General features: G+C 42.3%; 21 protein-coding genes. 2 read left to right on the top strand and 19 right to left on the bottom strand.

Annotated features, from left to right (window positions below; all coding sequences use genetic code 11):
- Nucleotides 1-110 precede the first annotated feature (110 nt).
- From A3774_RS07065 to A3774_RS07050, 4 genes are all read right to left on the bottom strand, one after another.
- The gene (locus A3774_RS07065; protein WP_197468027.1) at nt 111-728 is read right to left on the bottom strand and encodes an HvfX family Cu-binding RiPP maturation protein; all 618 of its coding nucleotides are present in this window, start codon (nt 726-728) and stop codon (nt 111-113) included.
- 38 nt (nt 729-766) lie between these two features.
- Nucleotides 767-1,564, bottom strand: coding sequence for an HvfC family RiPP maturation protein (locus A3774_RS07060; protein WP_067865359.1), 798 nt, complete (start codon nt 1,562-1,564; stop codon nt 767-769).
- The gene (locus A3774_RS07055; RefSeq protein WP_067865355.1) at nt 1,545-2,396 is read right to left on the bottom strand and encodes an HvfB family MNIO-type RiPP peptide maturase; all 852 of its coding nucleotides are present in this window, start codon (nt 2,394-2,396) and stop codon (nt 1,545-1,547) included. The genes A3774_RS07060 and A3774_RS07055 overlap by 20 nt, the downstream gene beginning before the upstream one ends.
- A 77-nt stretch (nt 2,397-2,473) precedes the next feature.
- A complete protein-coding gene (locus A3774_RS07050) occupies nt 2,474-2,821 on the bottom strand; it encodes an HvfA family oxazolone/thioamide-modified RiPP metallophore (RefSeq protein WP_067865352.1) in 348 nt (115 codons plus the stop codon).
- Nucleotides 2,822-3,126: 305 nt separating this feature from the next.
- Between A3774_RS07050 and bioA the strand changes: the two genes are divergently transcribed.
- On the top strand, nt 3,127-4,413 hold the full coding sequence (gene bioA, locus A3774_RS07045; protein ID WP_197468026.1) for an adenosylmethionine--8-amino-7-oxononanoate transaminase: 1,287 nt from the start codon (nt 3,127-3,129) through the stop codon (nt 4,411-4,413).
- Between the two features lie 5 nt (nt 4,414-4,418).
- Nucleotides 4,419-4,850: an acyl-CoA thioesterase gene (locus A3774_RS07040; RefSeq protein WP_067865349.1), complete on the top strand. Its 432-nt coding sequence runs from the start codon at nt 4,419-4,421 to the stop codon at nt 4,848-4,850.
- 76 nt (nt 4,851-4,926) lie between these two features.
- On the opposite strand, the gene dnaB is transcribed toward A3774_RS07040, so the two are convergent.
- The 15 genes from dnaB to A3774_RS06965 form a co-directional block, all read right to left on the bottom strand.
- Nucleotides 4,927-6,321: a replicative DNA helicase gene (gene dnaB, locus A3774_RS07035; RefSeq protein ID WP_156473675.1), complete on the bottom strand. Its 1,395-nt coding sequence runs from the start codon at nt 6,319-6,321 to the stop codon at nt 4,927-4,929.
- A 91-nt stretch (nt 6,322-6,412) separates the two neighbouring features.
- A complete protein-coding gene (gene rplI / locus A3774_RS07030; RefSeq protein WP_067865342.1) occupies nt 6,413-6,859 on the bottom strand; it encodes a 50S ribosomal protein L9 in 447 nt (148 codons plus the stop codon).
- A 37-nt stretch (nt 6,860-6,896) separates the two neighbouring features.
- Entirely contained in the window at nt 6,897-7,748 is an 852-nt protein-coding gene (locus tag A3774_RS07025) for a hypothetical protein (protein ID WP_067865339.1), read from the bottom strand.
- Nucleotides 7,749-7,764: 16 nt separating this feature from the next.
- The gene (gene rpsR / locus A3774_RS07020; RefSeq protein ID WP_067865336.1) at nt 7,765-7,992 is read right to left on the bottom strand and encodes a 30S ribosomal protein S18; all 228 of its coding nucleotides are present in this window, start codon (nt 7,990-7,992) and stop codon (nt 7,765-7,767) included.
- Between the two features lie 23 nt (nt 7,993-8,015).
- Nucleotides 8,016-8,453, bottom strand: coding sequence for a 30S ribosomal protein S6 (rpsF, locus tag A3774_RS07015; RefSeq protein ID WP_067865332.1), 438 nt, complete (start codon nt 8,451-8,453; stop codon nt 8,016-8,018).
- 204 nt (nt 8,454-8,657) lie between these two features.
- Entirely contained in the window at nt 8,658-10,301 is a 1,644-nt protein-coding gene (locus tag A3774_RS07010) for a cache domain-containing protein (protein WP_067865329.1), read from the bottom strand.
- A 198-nt stretch (nt 10,302-10,499) separates the two neighbouring features.
- The gene (locus A3774_RS07005) at nt 10,500-10,910 is read right to left on the bottom strand and encodes an OsmC family protein (RefSeq protein ID WP_067865372.1); all 411 of its coding nucleotides are present in this window, start codon (nt 10,908-10,910) and stop codon (nt 10,500-10,502) included.
- 18 nt (nt 10,911-10,928) lie between these two features.
- Nucleotides 10,929-11,738 carry an indole-3-glycerol phosphate synthase TrpC gene (gene trpC / locus A3774_RS07000; protein WP_067865325.1) on the bottom strand — a complete coding sequence of 270 codons (810 nt, stop codon included), beginning with the start codon at nt 11,736-11,738 and terminating at the stop codon, nt 10,929-10,931.
- 3 nt (nt 11,739-11,741) lie between these two features.
- Nucleotides 11,742-12,764, bottom strand: coding sequence for an anthranilate phosphoribosyltransferase (gene trpD, locus A3774_RS06995; protein ID WP_067865322.1), 1,023 nt, complete (start codon nt 12,762-12,764; stop codon nt 11,742-11,744).
- A 23-nt stretch (nt 12,765-12,787) separates the two neighbouring features.
- Entirely contained in the window at nt 12,788-13,372 is a 585-nt protein-coding gene (locus tag A3774_RS06990) for an anthranilate synthase component II (RefSeq protein ID WP_067865319.1), read from the bottom strand.
- Between the two features lie 252 nt (nt 13,373-13,624).
- Nucleotides 13,625-14,929: a sulfotransferase gene (locus A3774_RS16765; protein WP_067865316.1), complete on the bottom strand. Its 1,305-nt coding sequence runs from the start codon at nt 14,927-14,929 to the stop codon at nt 13,625-13,627.
- A 56-nt stretch (nt 14,930-14,985) separates the two neighbouring features.
- Nucleotides 14,986-16,497 carry an efflux transporter outer membrane subunit gene (locus tag A3774_RS06980; RefSeq protein WP_197468025.1) on the bottom strand — a complete coding sequence of 504 codons (1,512 nt, stop codon included), beginning with the start codon at nt 16,495-16,497 and terminating at the stop codon, nt 14,986-14,988.
- A gap of 64 nt (nt 16,498-16,561) precedes the next feature.
- Nucleotides 16,562-17,434: an alpha/beta hydrolase family esterase gene (locus A3774_RS06975; RefSeq protein WP_067865311.1), complete on the bottom strand. Its 873-nt coding sequence runs from the start codon at nt 17,432-17,434 to the stop codon at nt 16,562-16,564.
- Nucleotides 17,435-17,442: 8 nt separating this feature from the next.
- A complete protein-coding gene (locus A3774_RS06970) occupies nt 17,443-17,862 on the bottom strand; it encodes a hypothetical protein (RefSeq protein WP_067865308.1) in 420 nt (139 codons plus the stop codon).
- A gap of 25 nt (nt 17,863-17,887) precedes the next feature.
- Complete coding sequence (locus tag A3774_RS06965) at nt 17,888-18,796, bottom strand: sulfotransferase family protein (RefSeq protein WP_067865305.1); 909 nt, start codon at nt 18,794-18,796, stop codon at nt 17,888-17,890.
- Nucleotides 18,797-18,877 lie beyond the last annotated feature (81 nt).

Raw genomic sequence — 18,877 nt, 5'->3', positions numbered from 1 at the left:
TAACTGGTGTGTGGTAACAACAGTTTACCAGTGGATCTCAGGCTTTTTCATTTACCATCCAAAACTATGGGACAGCAATGCCGTATACGGCCTTTTTTATTAATAATTCTTTAGCTTTTTATATCGTCTCTAAAACACTTAGCAAGCCAATAATCGACACTAAAAAATCGCCCCGCACCGGTAAAGAATAAACTAAACAACATAATCAGATAGGTTATGGAAAACTCAATTCCGTTATTTAAAATAACGACAGAACCCCGTCCGGTTAACCATTCATAATTACCACTCTCTTGTAATATACCTTTTGCCGCAGCTAAGCGTTCTTGGGCCTCCATAACACGCTCATTAGCAAGCCAGCTTCCGCCATCAGCAATAGCCAACCAGCCATTATCCCAATGCACCGCAAAGGCAGCCACCAGCATTGTCACCATTAATGGAATACTGATCCAACGTACGGCTAAACCAACAATTAACAGGGCACCACCAAAGAATTCTGTGCCTGCAGCTAAAGCTGCCATCACCTCTGGCATAGGCAATCCAAGACCCCAATCTGGATTACCAAACCATGCAGCGGTATCTTCAAAATGAGAGAGTTTATTCCATCCAGCCTGCATAAAAATTGGCGCTAGGTACAAACGTAATAAGAGAGGCGCTAGGCCATCAGCACATTTGGTACTATTTAATAGGTCTTGCAAACGGTTCGCTACATTAATGACAGCATTAGCCATAATTACATCCTTTATTATACGTATAATGCCGAAGCGTCTTAATCTACGGCAGTATTAGATTTTATAGTTGTACCTAATATGATTCCTTTGGCACGTAAATGCTCCATAGTTTCCAATCCACCTTCGACTACCGCTTCAGGATTAGGGTGCTGCATCTCTTTAGCTATCTGCATTAATGCATCTTGACCCGATAGAAGATCATCTTCAGATAACAAATAAAGCAACCTAGCGGTAACTGAGTTCACCTCCATAAAGTTCACTTCATCTTCACGATTACGGTAAGCAATAAGAAAGGTGTGTGTATCAGACGGTGTTTCGGGTTGAAAGTCGATGCGAATACAATGTACAGGGAACTGATAGGAAAGCAGCCAAGCTAAAGGGGATTGCACCGGATGTTGCAGCAATAAATCCCCATTTGCATTTACATCAGCCAACGGCAACTCTACTGTTGAAGCATCTAAAGCTAACTCAACCCATTCATAATGGATCAACTCTTGAAGAAAAACTGGATCATCTAGACTCTGCTCGCGTTCATTCGCCACATACTCGATAAACTCCTTCCCAATCTCCAAAAAGTAAGGCGTATGACAACGGTGTTTATCAAAAAAGTCACGCGCTAAATTTAGCCAATATTGCTCAGAGCTAATCAACTTTAAAACGGGGAAGTTGCCCGAAAGGAAACCTTCAACATTATTAAAAAAAAGATCTCTGTAGATCGCCATTCTGCGATCTTCAATATCTTGAGGTGCTAGGTTATCTTTTGGATTTCTAATATGCGCAGAAAATTGATACTGCAGTTTCTGAAAACTAGGTAAATCAGGCGAGGATTTGTGCATGGCTCATTTTCCACTGGTGTTGATAGAAACGAACTTGTTCAACTTCCTGGAGCAACTCAGGTAGTTCAGGAATATTAAAATCCCTTTCCAAGAGTGTAGGCAGTACACCAAACTGTTCATAAGCCAATTGCAACAACGACCAGACAGGGTCAATTACTGGTGCGCCATGAGTATCAACGAGGAGATCTTCTGCTTCGGTATAATGCCCTGCGATATGTACATACATAATCCGCTCAGATGGCATCGCCTTGAGAAAATCAACTGCATCGTAACCGTGATTAATACTGTTCACATAGATGTTATTCACATCCAATAACAGATCGCAATCTGCCTCTTCTAATACAGCTAAAAGAAACGCTTGCTCCGTCATCTCTGATCCAGGTGCAGCATAATATGAGACATTCTCCATAGCGATTTTCTGCTCTAGAACATCTTGTACTTGGCGGATTCGCCCAGCGACATATTTAACCGCCTCTTCAGTGAAGGGTATAGGCATTAGATCGTATAGGTGACCATCATCAGAGCAATAACTTAAATGCTCAGAATAACCACGAATGTTATGATCTATTAAAAACTGTTTTAAATTAAATAAGAAGTCCATATCCAAAGGCGCTGGACCGCCGATAGATAAAGATAAACCATGAGCCATAAAAGCATGTTGCTCAGTGTATTGACGAAACGCTTTACCAAATCGTCCACCTAGCCCCATCCAATTTTCTGGAGCAATTTCAAGAAAATCAAACGCACTAGGTTCAACCTCTTTTAATGTTTCCGACATACAACGTCGAAAACCAAAGCCCGCACCTTGTACTGGATAATTTACTCTGCCCATAGACTCACCTCAAAACTTAAATCAAAAGGCCCCGCATTGCAGGGCCTCCAGACGCTAAAATAAAAGCTTAACCGTAATTATTTAGAACCACCACATTTACCTTCGCCACACTTACCTTCAGCTTTTTTAGCTTTATCACCGCCACATTTACCTTCACCACATTTGCCTTCAGCTTTTTTAGCTTTATCGCCGCCGCATTTACCTTCGCCACACTTGCCTTCAGCTTTTTTAGCTTTATCGCCGCCACATTTACCTTCACCACATTTGCCTTCATTCATAGCAACTTGCTGGCTATAACCTGAAGATAATTCTTTTGCAGCAAAAGGATTCTCTGCAGCAGTTGCTACAGATACAGTTGCCATGCCTGTAAGAAAAACTGCGCCGACAGCCGCTACCATAGGTTTTACAGAAGTATTATTCGTCATTTTTTATTTACCCCAATTAATAATAATTTTATATAATAATTTAAAAACTTATTCAGACTTATTTATTCACAAGCTCATTTGCTCTTGCACTTTATGACTTAGCATCACTAATAAAGTTTCAAATAATATAAATAAATTCAAAAATTTATTACCCTAGTAAGTACGTGTTTAAATAGAACACAATTACTACGTTTAGCTCCCTAAACTTTAGTTTACTGAATTTAGTAGGAACAGAACCCAACATTAAAAATAGCTTATCTATACACTATTTATTTTATTATTTCCCGTTCTCTAGGACCTTTACGATGATTAGCCCTGAACAGATCACCTTCGACCAACAACATATATGGCACCCCTATTCATCGATGATCAACCCTCCACCTATGTACCCAGTAGAATCAACATCTGGCGTAAGAATAAAGCTAGCTGATGGGCGCGAGCTAATTGATGGTATGGCCTCTTGGTGGTCAGTAATACATGGTTACGGTCATCCTGAACTCAATCAGGCCGCACATGAACAAATAGATAAAATGTCTCATGTTATGTTTGGCGGACTAACTCATGAACCAGCAATAACGCTTTGTGAAAAGTTAGTATCTATGACCCCAACTAACTTAGATAAAGTATTTCTAGCCGACTCAGGCTCTGTTGCCGTTGAAGTCGCTATAAAAATGGCTATCCAATACTTCCATGCACAAGGGCTTCCCGAAAAAAACAAACTACTCACTATTAAACAGGGTTATCACGGCGATACATTCGGCGCCATGTCTGTATGTGACCCTGTTACAGGGATGCATGAAATATTTACTGGATTACTACCTAAGCATTTTTTTGCTCCCGCCCCTAAAACAACATTCGATAGCGAATGGGACAGTAATGATATTACTCCGTTAAAAGAGTTATTAAATGAGCATCATCACAATATTGCCGCCCTTATTTTAGAGCCAATAGTTCAAGGCGCTGGCGGAATGCGTTTTTATTCACCTCAATATCTTAAAGAAGCCCGTACACTTTGTAATGAACATAATGTCCTACTCATTGCCGATGAAATTGCTACAGGGTTTGGACGAAGCGGTAAACTATTTGCTTGTGAACATGCAGAAATACAGCCTGACATTCTTTGTGTAGGCAAAGCGCTAACCGGTGGCTACATGACCTTAGCAGCCACCCTCACAACTCAACATATAGGCGAGACGATTTCAGCAGGTGGCGCCGGCTGCTTTATGCATGGCCCAACATTTATGGGTAACCCTCTAGCCTGCGCCGTGGCTAACAAAAGCTTAGAGCTCTTACAACGTAACGACTGGAAACAAGATGTAGCACGTATAGAACAATCCCTAAAACTAGGTTTAAGCGAAGCAAGTACCTTGGAAGGTGTTGCCGAAGTGAGATGTTTAGGGGCTATAGGTGTTATTGAGATGAAAGAAGCGGTCAACACCGTTAAGATTCAAAAACTATTTATAGAACGTGGGCTATGGATTCGTCCATTTGGAAAATTGGTTTATGTGATGCCCCCTTATATTATGCAGGATGACGATCTAAACCAACTAACAACCGGCATGGTCGATACCATCGCTAATTACATAGGGTAAGAACAATGGCAAGAATCAAACTAGATATGCCTGAGAATTATATCTTTTCTACTGAACTGCCTATTCGTATCAGTGATATAAATTATGGCGGCCACCTTAGTAATGACGCAATGTTATCAATTATCCATGAAGCGAGAATTCGTTTTCTAAATCACTACCATTATGGAGAACTTGATATTGAAGGTCTTGGCCTGATCATGACTGATTCGGCAATTGTCTATAAAGCAGAAGGCTTTCATGGCGACCATTTGCAGATTGATATAGCTCTTGCTGATCTAAATGCATATGGCTGCGATATCTACTACTTAATATCAAATAAAAAGACAGCCGTAGAGTTAGCTCACGCAAAGACAGGGGTCGTCTTTTTTAATTATGAAACCCGCAAAGTTGCGGCAGTGCCTGAAGAGTTTATGAACAAGGTTATCAAAGACACATAAGAACATAAAAAGGCCGCTTATTTAGCGGCCTCTACTACTTAATTACACACACTGACTTATTACGGCTACAGCGATTTTAGTCGTCCATACCGGCATACTGCGCATAAACATCAGGCGCCAGATTTTCAAACTTCGTATATTTACCAATAAAGGCTAATCTTGATGTACCAATCGGACCATTACGTTGCTTGCCGATAATAATTTCAGCTATGCCTTTATGCTCTGAATCCTCGTTATAAACCTCATCACGATAGATAAACATAATGACATCAGCATCCTGCTCTATCGCACCTGACTCACGTAAGTCCGAGTTTACAGGACGCTTATTGGGCCGCTGCTCAAGTGAGCGGTTTAGCTGAGAAAGAGCTACAACAGGGCACTCTAATTCTTTTGCTAAGGCTTTTAATGAGCGAGATATTTCAGATATTTCCTGTGTTCGGCTCTCAATATTCTTTGTTTTCATCTGCATTAATTGCAGATAATCGATCATGATCAGTGAAAGCTCACCATGCTCACGCACAATACGGCGTGCACGGGTTCGCATCTCGTTGGGACTAATACCGGCCTGATCATCAATAAACAGAGGCTTATCACGCATCATATTGACCGCTGTTGTTAACTTAGGCCAATCCTCTTCCTCTAAGGTACCTGTACGAACACGGGTCTGATCTATACGACCAAGCGATGACAACATACGAGTAACCAACTGATCCGCAGGCATCTCAAGGCTAAACACTAATACCGGCTTATTCGAAGCCATCAAAGCGTTTTCAACCAAGTTCATGGCAAATGTAGTCTTACCCATTGAAGGACGAGCCGCTACAATAACTAAATCCGATGGCTGTAGACCCGCAGTTTTCGCATCAAGATCATCAAAGCCAGTCGTCACCCCAGTAAGGTCACCATCGCTGTTAAACAGTGTATCTATACGATCAACAGCTTTCTTAAGAAGCGTATTTACATTCTCAGGACCTCCTTGATTAGGCCTGTTCTCGGCAATGCGGAAAATCTTTTGCTCCGCTTCATTAAGAATTTCTTCTGAACTCCGTCCCTCAGGATGAAAAGCTTGATCAGCAATATCATTAGCGGCCGAGATCATCTGGCGTAATAATGCACGGTCCCGAACGATCTCAGAATAAGCCCGTATATTGGAAGCACTCGGTGTGTTTTTAGCCAGCTCTATTAGATAATCCAAACCACCGGCGCTTTCCAGCTCAGCAGTGCGATCTAATTCTTCAGACAGGGTAACAACATCGATAGGATTACCATCGTTCACCAGCTTTTGCATCGTACGATAGATCTGGCGGTGTTCCTGACGATAAAAATTATCCTCCAGCACTACCTCTGAAACCGTATCCCATGCGTTATTATCCAGCATAAGGCCGCCCAAAACAGATTGCTCTGCTTCCATTGAATGGGGGGGGACTTTAATCTTTGCTAGATCTTCGTCTGTAAGTTGACTCATTTCCATAATTTAACAACGGCCTAAAAACAAAAAAGCACTGCAGGGTTAACCATGCAGTGCTTTATATTACAGTACAGTTGTACTTAGCTAAAGACGATTACTCGCCAACAACAGCCAAGTTAACAATAGCTGTTACTTCAGCGTGAAGCTGAATAGCGATTTCGTATTCGCCGATAGCGCGTAAAGCACCTTCAGGTAGACGAACTTCGCTTTTATCTACTTCTGCGCCTGCAGCGATAATAGCATCAGCAATATCACGTGTACCGATAGAACCGAACAACTTGCCTTCATCACCACACTTAGAAGCGATTGTGACTTGCAGTGCATTCAATACTTCAGCACGCGCTGTAGCAGCCGCTAATTTTTCTGCAGCTGCGGCTTCTAATTCAGCACGACGCTCTTCAAATTTAGCAACATTAGCTGTAGTTGCAGGAACAGCTTTGCCCTGCGGTACTAGGTAGTTGCGACCGAAACCGCTTTTTACGGAAACTTTGTCACCGAGGTTACCTAGCTTACCAATTTTCTCGAGCAGAATAACTTCCATCTCGTAAACCTCTTCTGTTCTGCAAATTAATGCAGTCCTAGTTCGTGGCTGGTATGCGTGACCTGATATCAACTAAAGAATCGATAGCAGCCGCAAAAACCAGCAGCGTAATCACATAAGGTCCCATAAAAATAACTGAAAGATAAAACACTATCAGCCAGGACCTGCCTAAATCACGTTTAGCCAAACTACCATGCACCAATGCGAAACCCGCAAAGATCCAAGGAAGCAACAACAATGGTAACCAGCGCATAAAGTCCAGCTCTAACTGAGCACAAACTAATAAAGCCGCTACAAGCACACCTGTATATTTCAGAGGTAGTCTCAATTGATGAAACTCCTGCCGAAAGCCCCCAGGATTATACAACCCTGATTGCCACGAACGCGCCAGTATCAGACACAGCAACATTGTTGCTGTATGCACTGATGCCAATCCACCTAACATAAGTAATTTTAAGCGCTCTTTATCGAGCGTTAAACTCTCAGTCGATTGACTCGCCGACTGTAATAGAAACTGTTCTGTTGCTTCTATTACTTGACCTAAAAGATCATCTAACACTGTTTCTAATGCTAAACCAACAACAGCACCAACAGGAAGCGCTAACATAAGCACTTGCGGCCAGCTTGTTGTCACTCTTAATGCGATAGCGAGAAGAAAAACTCCTAGTATCACAGTCAGTGGTGTCGGATCTCCACTGTATGCCCAAGCTCCGGCAGGCAAAAAAGCCCAAACCAGAACTCCGGCTCCATCTTTTGGTCCCTGTCTTAAAGTAACCAAAGCGATGACTGCTGCACTTGCCCAATAGAGCAGTGGTAGCAAGGCGGCAATAACTGCCACTAAAGCCGCTTGTTTACGGCCCTTCATGACCCATTCGGCCAAGGCTCGCATGCGACTCTCCTACCTCTTACTGATGACTATCAGTGTAAGGCAGTAACGCAACAAAACGTGCGCGCTTAATAGCAGTTGCCAACTGACGCTGGTAACGAGCTTTAGTACCTGTGATGCGGCTAGGTACGATCTTACCAGTTTCGGTTACATAACCTTTTAATGTGTCCAGATCTTTATAATCGATCTCTTGAACACCTTCAGCCGTAAAACGGCAGAATTTACGACGGCGGAAAAAACGAGCCATTGTATCTCTCCTCAGAAATTAAATTACTCAGCTGCTTCTTCAGATGCTTCAGCTTCAACAGCTGGTGCTGATGCCGGAGCAGCTTCTTCAGCTGGCTTTTCAGCTGGCTTTTCTTCACGACGAGGCTTACGCTCATCGCGAGATTCTGCAGCTTTGATTGGAGAGATCTCAGTGATCGCTTCTTTACGACGGATAATCATGTTACGCAGAACTGCATCGTTGTAACGGAATAGATTTTCCAGCTCGTCTAGTGTTTCCTGATTACATTCGATGTTCATCAGGATGTAGTGTGCTTTGTGAGCATTGTTGATTGGGTAAGCCAACTGACGACGACCCCAATCTTCTAGACGATGAATTGTGCCTTCTGCACCTTCAATAAGAGAGGTGTAACGCTCAACCATCGCAGAAACCTGCTCACTCTGATTCGGATGAACCAGAAATACGATTTCATAATGACGCATTTTAGCTCCTTTCGGGTTAATAGCCCCCAGAACACACCATGTGGACCGGCAGCAAGGAGATTGGAAATAGTTCTCCAAAGGACGCGTAATATTACGCACCTGACAAGCCTTATGCAAGTACTAGATTTAGGGGAATGAATCTATTCAATATCGTCCTCTTTGTTTGCCCTAAAAATAGAGCAACAAAGTCGCGAATCAGACGAATTATTTTTGTGGATGCATAGAAATATAAGCGCCCAGTTTCTCACCATTTGTATCAAAGATAGCTTTACCACTAATCAATAAATGCTTGCGAACACCTGAAGCTGATTCAATAACAACCTCCTCCTGGCTAATCATCTCTTCCGCTAAAGCCCTATAAATAGGCCATTCATTCTTTGACAATAGGGTTTTACCGTCAGCAGCAAACAATTTAAAAGGGACATCATCAAACCGTTCTAACCGTTCATCTTCTGACAAGCCTCTTAAACGCATCACAACTCTACTTGAGTAGATCAGTTTCCCATCAACATCACATACAACCACACCATCATCAATGGCAGCCAACACTGCCTCCATAAAATGCCCCTGCTGTGACAGCTGTTTTTTTAATTGATGGTTTCTTTCTTGATTATCTTTCAAAAACGCGATCATATTTGAGAAAGCGGTAGTCGTTTCTTCAATATCACTAAACATGCTGTTAGGTTTATCAATATCAACTTCTAATTCGCCATTCCTTACCGCATTCACACTTTTCTGCAGAGACAGAATCGGTCGAGAAAGCGAGCGGGCAAACATAACCCCGATAATGACACTAACAAATGTAATTGCTAACGCCAGCAATATGTTAAGTTTGCGGTTTGCTTTAATCTCAGTTAAAAAATCATCCTCTGGCACATAGATACCCAATAACCAAGGCCAGTTATCCGAGAACGGTGTAAAGACTGTCTGATACACTTTGCCATCATGCTTAAAACTTGTATTCATCGCCGTATTTAACACATACCATCCGGGCTGTTTCCCCAGCGATTTAACAGCTGCACGTGCCGCATCACTTTTGACTTCATCAATATGCATGAGCCGTCTCACACCCGAATCTGGATCTTCTATATAAAGCTGTCCATTACGCCGATGCGCAATCACGTCACCATTGTTATTTAAAATTAATGCAGACGCATGCTCGCTTAACTCAAGGAAACCTAGAAAATCGGAAAGTGCAGAAAGGTCTATATCAACACCCACGACACCGAGCATTTCGCCATTTTTGGAAATGACTGGACTCGCTACAGTAATGCCTGGGGTATTTGACGTAAAAAAGAGGTAAGGGTCTGTCCAAATCTGTTGTCGTTCAGCTATCGCTTTTTTAAACCAAGGGCGCGTACGGGGGTCGTAAAGGTCACTTGGATCTTCCTCTGCTTTTATTAAACGATGGTCATCTCCGAACCAGCGATTTGAAACCAAACGCCCTTGTGGGCCTTCCACCACCCTTTTAATCTGATATGCAGCCTCATCGGTAGAGCGACGAACAAAATGGAAGCCACCCTCTAAGTTACCATAATAAATACCAGCTATATGAGGGTGCAAAATCAACTGATCAAAGAAATACTGCTCCATTTCATCCGGTTTTTCAGAACTAACAACCTGATGATGAGCTAAGCGTCCAGTCAAACTAACCGCCGAACGGGCAGGAGCTAAAAACTCTTCTGATCGATCAATCACTTCTCGAGAGAGATTTCTCATCAGTTGCTGGGCATGTCCTATTAGGACTTGTTCAGTGCTTAAGTATGAGGAGGCTAAAATAACGCAAACAGTGATCACTTGCAGCGCAACAATCCCTAGTGCCAATGCTTTTGATATTGATAAGCGCATCTATTCCATCATCCTTATTTGTTTTTAGCCTCTCTTATAAAACCCATGAAATACCGAACAAACATTCAATAAAATCAATAAGTAAGCAGTAACTAATTGCCACACACTATATCTTATATTTAATTTTACTCCAGCTTTAAACCAAAAAACGAGCACCTTTGAGAGCGCCCGTTATCCGTCATGCAACAAAACCGTTCATCATTCTGTTACTTCAATAATTTCAAAACTGTGGGTTATCTCAACTCCACCCTTTTCCAGCATAATAGAAGCGGAGCAATACTGTTCAGCAGACAAACTCACGGCACGCTCTACTTTTTTAGCATTGAGGCCACGTCCACTCACCACAAACTTAACATGAATTTTGGTAAATACAGATGGAACCGTTTCAGCTCTTTCGGCCTCAATTTCAGCCACACAATCGATAACGTCTTGGCGTGTTTTCTTCAATATGCCAACAACATCATAACTAGTACAACCACCTAACCCTAATAAGATTAATTCCATAGGGCGAGGTCCTTTCTGAAGCTCACCATCAATCATCACATCAAAACCGGAACCGGTTGTACCTTTAAAACGGACATCACCGTCCCATTTAACTTTGGCGCTCATACTCATTCAGCCACTACCTTATACAAACAATTCTTTAAGCTTTTGACCTGGGTTTTCAGCACGCATAAATGCTTCTCCCACGAGAAAAGCATGTACATTATGTTCACGCATGGCGTGTACATCGTCAATGCAATGGATACCACTTTCAGTAACAACGATTCTATCATCAGGAATAGCATCTAAAAGATCATAGGTATTATTCAACGTCACTTCGAAAGTATGTAAATTACGGTTATTGATACCAATCAATCGAGTATTTAAAGGCAAGACTCTATGTAACTCCTCTTCACCGTGAACCTCAATAAGCACATCCATACCTAATTCATGGGCCAGCCCATTGAGATCAGCGATCTGCTGATCGCTCAATGCAGCTGCAATCAATAAAATACAATCGGCGCCTATGGCTCTTGCTTCATAAACTTGGTAAGGATCTACAATAAAATCTTTACGGATAACAGGTAACGAGCACGCAGCTCTAGCTTGCATTAAATAGTCTTCGCAGCCCTGAAAATAGTCTTTATCTGTTAAGACTGATAGACAACTTGCACCGCCAAGTTCATAAGACTTAGCTATTTCCGCAGGCACAAATGGATCACGCAGCAAACCTTTAGACGGACTATGACGTTTAGCCTCAGCAATGACGGCTGACCTGCCATCCGCAATACTCTGAGCCATATGAGCGACAAAGCCTCGAGGGTCAAAGTCAGAGCCTTTCTGATCAGCAATTTTACTTTGCAAATCACTAATAGAAACTTTAGGCTGGCGTTCAGCCACCTCTTCGACTTTACGCGCCAAAATTTTCTTTAAAACTGTTGGAGTATCAGACATCAGTTATCCCTTAAATGCTTGGCTAAAATCGGCCAATTCTTTAACTTTAGCAGCAGCACCACCATTTAAAATAGCCTGCTTAGCCATAGCAACGCCCGCTTTAAGATCTGGCGCCTGTTCCGCAACGTAGAGTGCTGCTCCAGCATTAAGGGAGATCATATCAATTGCTTTCTCATTCTGACCGCTAAAGGCAGATTCAATTAACGCTAAGCTTTCCGTCGAATTAGCCACTTGCAGACCTTCAAGGGATTGGATATTTAAACCTGCATCTTCCGCTGTAATCGTATATTCTGAAATTTCACCATCTTTCAGCTCAGCGACAAAAGTGTCACCTGCCAAGCTAATTTCATCTAAACCTTCCGCGGCATGAACAACCATGGCGTGTACAGCACCTAAAGATTTCAACGCCTCAACCATCGGTTTACATAAGGTCTTATCAAAAACACCGAGCAAATAATGTTTTACGCCTGCGGGATTTGTGAGCGGCCCTACGATATTAAACAACGTGCGCAAACCCATTTCCTTACGAGGCCCAACTGCATATTTCATCGCTGTATGATGCTGAGGGGCAAACATAAAACCAAGTCCGATCTGCTCAATACACTGCGCAATCTGCTCTGGGTTTAGTTCTAAATTAATACCCGCTGTTTCTAACAAATCAGCAGAACCCGTGTTAGAAGAAACCGACCGATTACCATGTTTCGCTACAGTTCCACCAGCGGCTGCCACAACAAAAGAACAAGCACTTGAGACATTAAAAAGATTGGCACTGTCACCACCGGTTCCAACGATATCAACAGCATTAGGCTTGGATATCGAAACAGGGATCATTAATTCACGCATCACATTGGCAGCACCAATAATCTCAGCAACACTTTCGCCTTTCATTCGCAGCGCAATCAATAGGCCACCAATTTGTGCATCTGTCGCATTGCCTGTCATGATCTGTTTCATCACTGACTGCATTTCTGATTCTAATAGATTCTGGCGCTCAACAATTACAGCCAGTGCTTGTTTTATATCCATAGAAGTATCCTTAATAGCACCAGTTATTTAGTTCGTTTTAAAAAGTTAGCCAATAACTCATGACCCTGATCGCTCAAAATTGATTCCGGGTGAAATTGTACGCCTTCAATATCAAACTCTTTATGACGAACACCCATAATTTCATCAAGGTGACCTTCTTCATCTTGGGTCCATGAGGTTACTTCTAAACAATCTGGCAATGTTTTGTGATCAATAACCAAGGAATGATAACGAGTCACCTCGACTGGGTTATTTAATCCTACAAATACACCAATATCATTATGATAAACAGGTGAAATTTTTCCATGCATCACTTGCTTAGCACGTACTATGCTACCGCCAAACGCTTGGCCAATACTTTGATGCCCTAAACAAATACCCAAAATAGGTAACTTGCCTTTAAAGTAGTTAATGGCAGCGACCGACACGCCTGCTTCATTCGGTGTACAAGGACCTGGTGAGATTACAAGATGGTCAGGATTCAATGCTTCAACCTCCTCCACCGTAATTTCATCATTACGATAGACTTGGACATCTGCACCCAGCTCACCGAAGTACTGCACTACGTTGTAAGTAAAAGAGTCGTAGTTATCGATCATTAGTAACATAAAATGTCCGTTCCATTCTTGATGTTTTTACCGAAAATGTGCCCTGCGCATACCGGAATAGCATAATAATATCAGGTTGTGATCCTATCATACTTTTCTAAACCCACCCCATAGCTGAGATCTATAGACTAGAAGAAATGTTCCGCTGGCTAAGTAAACGTCTAATATCTATATTCAGTTTAAAGCCGTTTAGATATAAAAAAACGGAGGCGTGAAACACAACCTCCGTTTTGTTACGCCGCATTTCAAAAATTAGATATCGTAACCACAACGCTTAGCAACGTCTTTAGTCACATCACCTAAAATCTCTTCAGAATAAAACTGACGCCAACGATCTGCAGCTGCTGGATCAATATTCTGATGTAGATGAAATTTAAGATCACCACTCATTTTAGACGCCACATCCACCCCATCTGTCATTCGTTGATCCTGATCTTTATAAGGATTAAGCATCTCTGGATTGAAATCCACACCCAAAAACTCACAAATCCGACGCATCTCAACTTCAGGCTGTTTAACTAAATTTTCATATTGAACCGCAAGGATTCGATCTGAAGGTACCTGTTCAGCAAATTTCAATGTATTTTGATGACAAGTGAGCCACGTCATCTCCGCCAAGGCGCGGCTAGAAAACTCACTATCTTTCATCAACGGCATCATGCGTGTCAACTTTGACTCTTCGTATGAACGAATAGTGCCACAAGGGTGACGCTGTAAGTGGATATACTTAGCATTTTCAAAATCGTTTTCTGCATTTTTAAGAATATCTAAATTCACCGCATAGGTGGGTGTTTTATCGACTAATAAACGATCACCCGCTGCGATTTGTAAAATATTATAAAATGCCTGACAGCTCATGCCATTTTCTTCGCAGGCTTTGGAAAACTTTCGTGCCTCCTCACCTGACCAGTTTTTCAACTGCATAAGCGCACGGATGGTGCCTTCCAGGAGGTGACGGTTATGCTCATCATCCAGTGCAGCCAAACGCTCTTTCATATCGACGTATGACAACAAATGTAACTCTGGCGGCACAAACAGCTCTGGACAGCCCGCCAGCATTATACGTAACAGCGTTGAACCAGAACGTGGAGGAGAGAGAATAAAAACAGCCGGCTTATTCTTCTTACTCGGTACACTGTGAGGCGCGCAAGGACGGATGATTTTACGAAACTCTTCGACCATTTCAGCAGTGACTGGATCCTCAACAGATTCAATACGCTGAACATTACTCTCTTTTGGCGCTGCATTTGGTACTGGTGCTTCCGCAACAGGATCAGCATTAAGGCGAGTAAAAACAAAATCAACAACTTGCTGCAAACTTAGATCATCTACGTAGGCGCCATCCTGCATTAACAAAGCCTGGAAACCCAGTTTTTGTTTAAATTCAGATTCAATTGCCACTGCAAACTGTACAAAGTCTATGGAGGCAAAGCCAACATCTTCAACTAGCTTAGATGTTAACGTTACTTCTTCATCCAGGTCGTCATCCCACTCTTCAGTGATGGTGTCTAAAACCTGCATAATCTTAGCTTGGACTTCCGTTTGTTCTATAGGCATCTGAAAAACCTTCAATATTCCATGACCGGATTACAATTTAAATTTTTAACGAATAGTTATGATTCATCTACTACAGCTGATGGTGTTGCTGGCTCTAGCTGCATGAGAGGCTTAGCATATTTTTCATCTGCTAACTGGACCCAACCACCGCCCATTGCTTTGTATATATCAACCAAGGTGGTAAAAATACTTTTCTCTGTTGTCGCTAGATTAATCTGAGTAGCATACAGATTACGTTGCGCATCCAGTACTTCCATATAACGGGAGTAGCCTGCATCATGTCTACTGATTGCATATTCGACATAGTCTTCTAATACAGCAACATGGCGCTCTTGAATCTTCTGCAAAACTCTTAATTTCTCTAGGGTCACTAAGCCATCATCGACTTCTTTAAGAGCCCGTTGAACAGTATTTTTATACTCAAAAACCAACTGTTGCCTGATCGCTTCAGCCTGCTGCTCATTACCTTCAATTCGACCACCTGTAAAAATTGGGCCTGCAGCACCGAGCGCAGCTTCCCATAATCCAGCAGAGCCATCAAACAGATTAGAGATATTATCACTTGCGTACCCAAGTAAGCCCGTCAAAGAGATACTAGGTAAATATTCTGTTTCAGCTATATTAACCTTAGCATTAGCGGATGCTAGCTTCTGTACTGCTTGACGAATATCAGGTCTGCGTACAAGAAGATCCGAAGGCAAACCTGAGGGCAGCTGCAACATAGTTAAAGACTCTATGTTTGCACTACGTTTAATTGGGCCTGGATTTTTACCCAACAATAATGACAGTCTATTTTCTTGTAAGAGCGCATCTAGCTCAATCACAGGTATTTGTGAGGCCGCCTGTTGATAGGCAGAACGAACCTGAGCCAGTTCTAATTCAGATATCTGCCCACCTTTAAATTTCTTTTCAAATAGATCAACAGAGTCTCTTCGCTCTTCCAAAGTTAATTTAGCTATATGTAACTTTTTATCTATATTAAGTAACTCTATGTATTCCACTGCAACCGCAGACACCAGCGACATAATTACAGCCTGACGATTTTCCTCTGCAGCCATAAGATCAGCTCTAGCGGCGTCGTTTGCTTGAGCCAAACGCCCCCAAAGATCTAATTCCCAACCAATATTCAATCCAACGCTATACTCTTCATTGGTTCGTTCGCCCAAATTAGGAAATGATAAAGGCTGCTCATAACTACGCTGAGATCCACCCGCATTCGCACCATAACCAATTTGAGGGTAAAGGTTAGAGCGTTGAATTTTATACCGGCCTGCAACTTCATCAATTCGTGCAGCAGCTAACATCAGGTCATTATTATTCTGAAGCGCAGTTTCAATAAGGCTATTCAATACAGGGTCATTGAACGATTCCCACCATGCCGTATTTGCAAGCTCTACGGATGAGTCATAATCCACTCGCCAGCTCTGCTTAATTTCAACCTCGGGTGGCTGAAAAACCTCAACAGAGGAACACCCTGCTAAGCTAAGCAAACAAGCCACAAGTGTTGCCTTTTGGGATACTTTTCGTAAACCGGCTGTATACTGAATTTTTCGTTTAGAAGCTATCACATCCATTGACCTGTGATTTTAAAAATTTAATTGGAGTTCCCGCCGAAGCTTAATCTCCATCCCCTTATTTCTTTACAAACTGGCTAACGAAACTCCAAACAGTTCGATTAGCTTGAATCTTTTCAGGCCAAACATGCCCGCTGTTCTTAATCATGATGAACTGTACGTTTGCACCTTTCGTGCAGACATAAGTTACCCTTTCATAATTAGCAAACGGCTCTTTCTGAGCGGTGCCACAGTTGCGTTCCCTCATCATAATATTGAGTGAATCTTGTACTGATCGATGTTTAACACCGGCAACACTACGTGAACCTTCCCCACCTAGAACGGGAACATTATCATCCGCTTCACCATGTATATGCAGCACAGGTACCGCTGTAGCAGATTGGCAATTATCCACAGCTAAAGTGCCTGAAACAGGCACAATAGCTGCTATTTTTTCAGGTATTTCACAGGCTAAGCGGTATGCCATCATGGCTCCATTCGAAAAACCTGTTATATAAATCTTTTTAGGGTCTGCCTGATAATCCGATACAAGATCATCAATCAATTGACTTAGAAAGCCGACATCATCTACAGTCTTTTTAGCCGCAGGCCCGCAACAACGCCCTGCATTCCAAGTTCTACGATTTTTAAAAAAGCGTAAACCTGTACCATTAGGGTATACGGTTAAAAAACCTTCGGTTTCCCCTAAAGCATCTATGCCTGTTGTGTCTTGAACATGTTCAGCATTGCCTAATCCACCGTGTAACACAATCAGAGCAGGTAACTTGTCAGTGTCATGCATCAAAGGAAAGTGAATTAAGGCCGTACGCTTATCACCGCTTATAAGAATTTGATGCTCAACCTCTTCATTAGCTGCAAACAACAGCGTTGAAAAGGCAACTGGAAACATAGCCCAAAATAACCGTTTTTTAAGATACTTAGCTATGTTCATTAACTTACCTATTCATCAACCGGCGGATTTTCAATCATCTCTAACGCAAGTTCTTCAATCTCTTTGATCTGCACTAAACGACCTCGCATCTCGTTTGCCATCGCCTCGAACCAACGAATTTCAGACTCAATTTTTTTGCGCTCTGAAATAATATCCTCTAAGGGCGCGTTCGCAGGAGGTAAACCATTCTCATCAAACAGAAAGCGAATGCCATCAGCAACTTGTCTATTCGCATTAATATGCTTAACTTGCTTCGCAACAAAAGCTTTAATTTTCTTAGATCTAAATTCAGTAATAACCGCTTGGCGTAACGCCTGTTGCTGAGGCGTTAGTTCTGGCGGTTCAGATTTGATACTTTTCGGCTCGGTCGTAACTTGGCCAATACCTTTTCTGCTTCCCGGTTTATTCTTTTCACTATCCTGGCTCACAGAAGTACCTCAATTATATTCATACTCATTCGTATCCAAACTCTCTAGCAAGCGCTACAACTTCAGGTCGCAATCTCACACCATCATCTCGCCAAGGTAACTCTGCATCCATTTCTGGAAGTCTCGGTTTATGCGGGCGAAATTTAGAGCCACGAAGAAAATTAGGGTCATTCCCAAACAGTGCATTTACTGGCCCGAAACAAGCAAACGGAGATGCTTCGGGGTGCATCATATCATCCACCGCCTCTTCATCATCACGTATACCTAGCCAACGGCAAATGCCTGCTAACTCTTCGCGGGGATTCTCCATTATCAATTCACCACGAATACGCATTTGATTTTTAGCAGGCACAATATCTAAAAAGTTCAAGATATTGATATTAATATCATGCCATGCGATTTGTGGATCCAGAATGGCTCGATCTGTCTGAAAGTCAATCGCATTAACAAACAATGCAAAAATCCCATCGTTCAATCCCATAACCGATTTACTTTGCGGTATTGGATGCCTCACTAAGTGAATAAACTTAGCATCAGGAAATGCCTCATAAATACGTTTCATACGATCAACAGAGATCGTATAAGCGGGGCTTTTTTCCACGGCTATCAATGGATCAATTTTGTTCACAAGCTCAATAAACACATCACCCGTCATCATGTTTTCACGGGCGGAAGCCCAGTGTTGGGCCATCACAACTGCATCACGGGTTTGCTCGCCGGCATATATTTCTGCAACAGCACGAAGCAAGCCTTGTCTGCGGTTGTTATCGTCTCCGATATCATCAGATACATTTCGCCAAAGATCCTTAGTCTGCTGAACATTGAACAAATTCAATTCTGGCAAACCGAATGCTTCGGGGTGCTGACCAATCATTGCGTTGATCAGTGATGTATACGATCTCGGTGGTGCTAATAAGAACAGTGGAGCTGCCATATATCACTATCTGATTTTCAGTATTTCAAGACAATACACTTCAACTTGTATCTTTATCAGCCTTAATTGATCCCAATCAGT

The organism is Neptuniibacter marinus, from assembly GCF_001597725.1.
In the GTDB taxonomy this organism is placed as follows: Bacteria; Pseudomonadota; Gammaproteobacteria; order Pseudomonadales; family Balneatricaceae; genus Neptuniibacter; species Neptuniibacter marinus.
Note: the sequence above shows the minus strand (reverse complement) of the source record. Positions and strands in the feature narration are given on the sequence as shown.

Bases quoted from the DNA above. Each gene is read 5' to 3' on its own strand.
- rpsF (WP_067865332.1), bottom strand. From the start codon at position 8,453: ATGCGTCATTATGAAATCGTATTTCTGGTTCATCCGAATCAGAGTGAG.
- A3774_RS06990 (WP_067865319.1), bottom strand. From the start codon at position 13,372: ATGTTACTAATGATCGATAACTACGACTCTTTTACTTACAACGTAGTG.
- A3774_RS07060 (WP_067865359.1), bottom strand. From the start codon at position 1,564: ATGCACAAATCCTCGCCTGATTTACCTAGTTTTCAGAAACTGCAGTAT.
- bioA (WP_197468026.1), top strand. From the start codon at position 3,127: ATGATTAGCCCTGAACAGATCACCTTCGACCAACAACATATATGGCAC.
- A3774_RS06965 (WP_067865305.1), bottom strand. From the start codon at position 18,796: ATGGCAGCTCCACTGTTCTTATTAGCACCACCGAGATCGTATACATCA.
- rplI (WP_067865342.1), bottom strand. From the start codon at position 6,859: ATGGAAGTTATTCTGCTCGAGAAAATTGGTAAGCTAGGTAACCTCGGT.
- trpD (WP_067865322.1), bottom strand. From the start codon at position 12,764: ATGGATATAAAACAAGCACTGGCTGTAATTGTTGAGCGCCAGAATCTA.
- A3774_RS07005 (WP_067865372.1), bottom strand. From the start codon at position 10,910: ATGAGCGCCAAAGTTAAATGGGACGGTGATGTCCGTTTTAAAGGTACA.
- A3774_RS07025 (WP_067865339.1), bottom strand. From the start codon at position 7,748: ATGCGAGCCTTGGCCGAATGGGTCATGAAGGGCCGTAAACAAGCGGCT.
- A3774_RS07010 (WP_067865329.1), bottom strand. From the start codon at position 10,301: ATGCGCTTATCAATATCAAAAGCATTGGCACTAGGGATTGTTGCGCTG.
- trpC (WP_067865325.1), bottom strand. From the start codon at position 11,738: ATGTCTGATACTCCAACAGTTTTAAAGAAAATTTTGGCGCGTAAAGTC.
- A3774_RS06975 (WP_067865311.1), bottom strand. From the start codon at position 17,434: ATGAACATAGCTAAGTATCTTAAAAAACGGTTATTTTGGGCTATGTTT.
- rpsR (WP_067865336.1), bottom strand. From the start codon at position 7,992: ATGGCTCGTTTTTTCCGCCGTCGTAAATTCTGCCGTTTTACGGCTGAA.
- A3774_RS07065 (WP_197468027.1), bottom strand. From the start codon at position 728: ATGGCTAATGCTGTCATTAATGTAGCGAACCGTTTGCAAGACCTATTA.
- A3774_RS07055 (WP_067865355.1), bottom strand. From the start codon at position 2,396: ATGGGCAGAGTAAATTATCCAGTACAAGGTGCGGGCTTTGGTTTTCGA.
- A3774_RS07050 (WP_067865352.1), bottom strand. From the start codon at position 2,821: ATGACGAATAATACTTCTGTAAAACCTATGGTAGCGGCTGTCGGCGCA.
- A3774_RS16765 (WP_067865316.1), bottom strand. From the start codon at position 14,929: ATGCCTATAGAACAAACGGAAGTCCAAGCTAAGATTATGCAGGTTTTA.
- A3774_RS07040 (WP_067865349.1), top strand. From the start codon at position 4,419: ATGGCAAGAATCAAACTAGATATGCCTGAGAATTATATCTTTTCTACT.
- dnaB (WP_156473675.1), bottom strand. From the start codon at position 6,321: ATGGAAATGAGTCAACTTACAGACGAAGATCTAGCAAAGATTAAAGTC.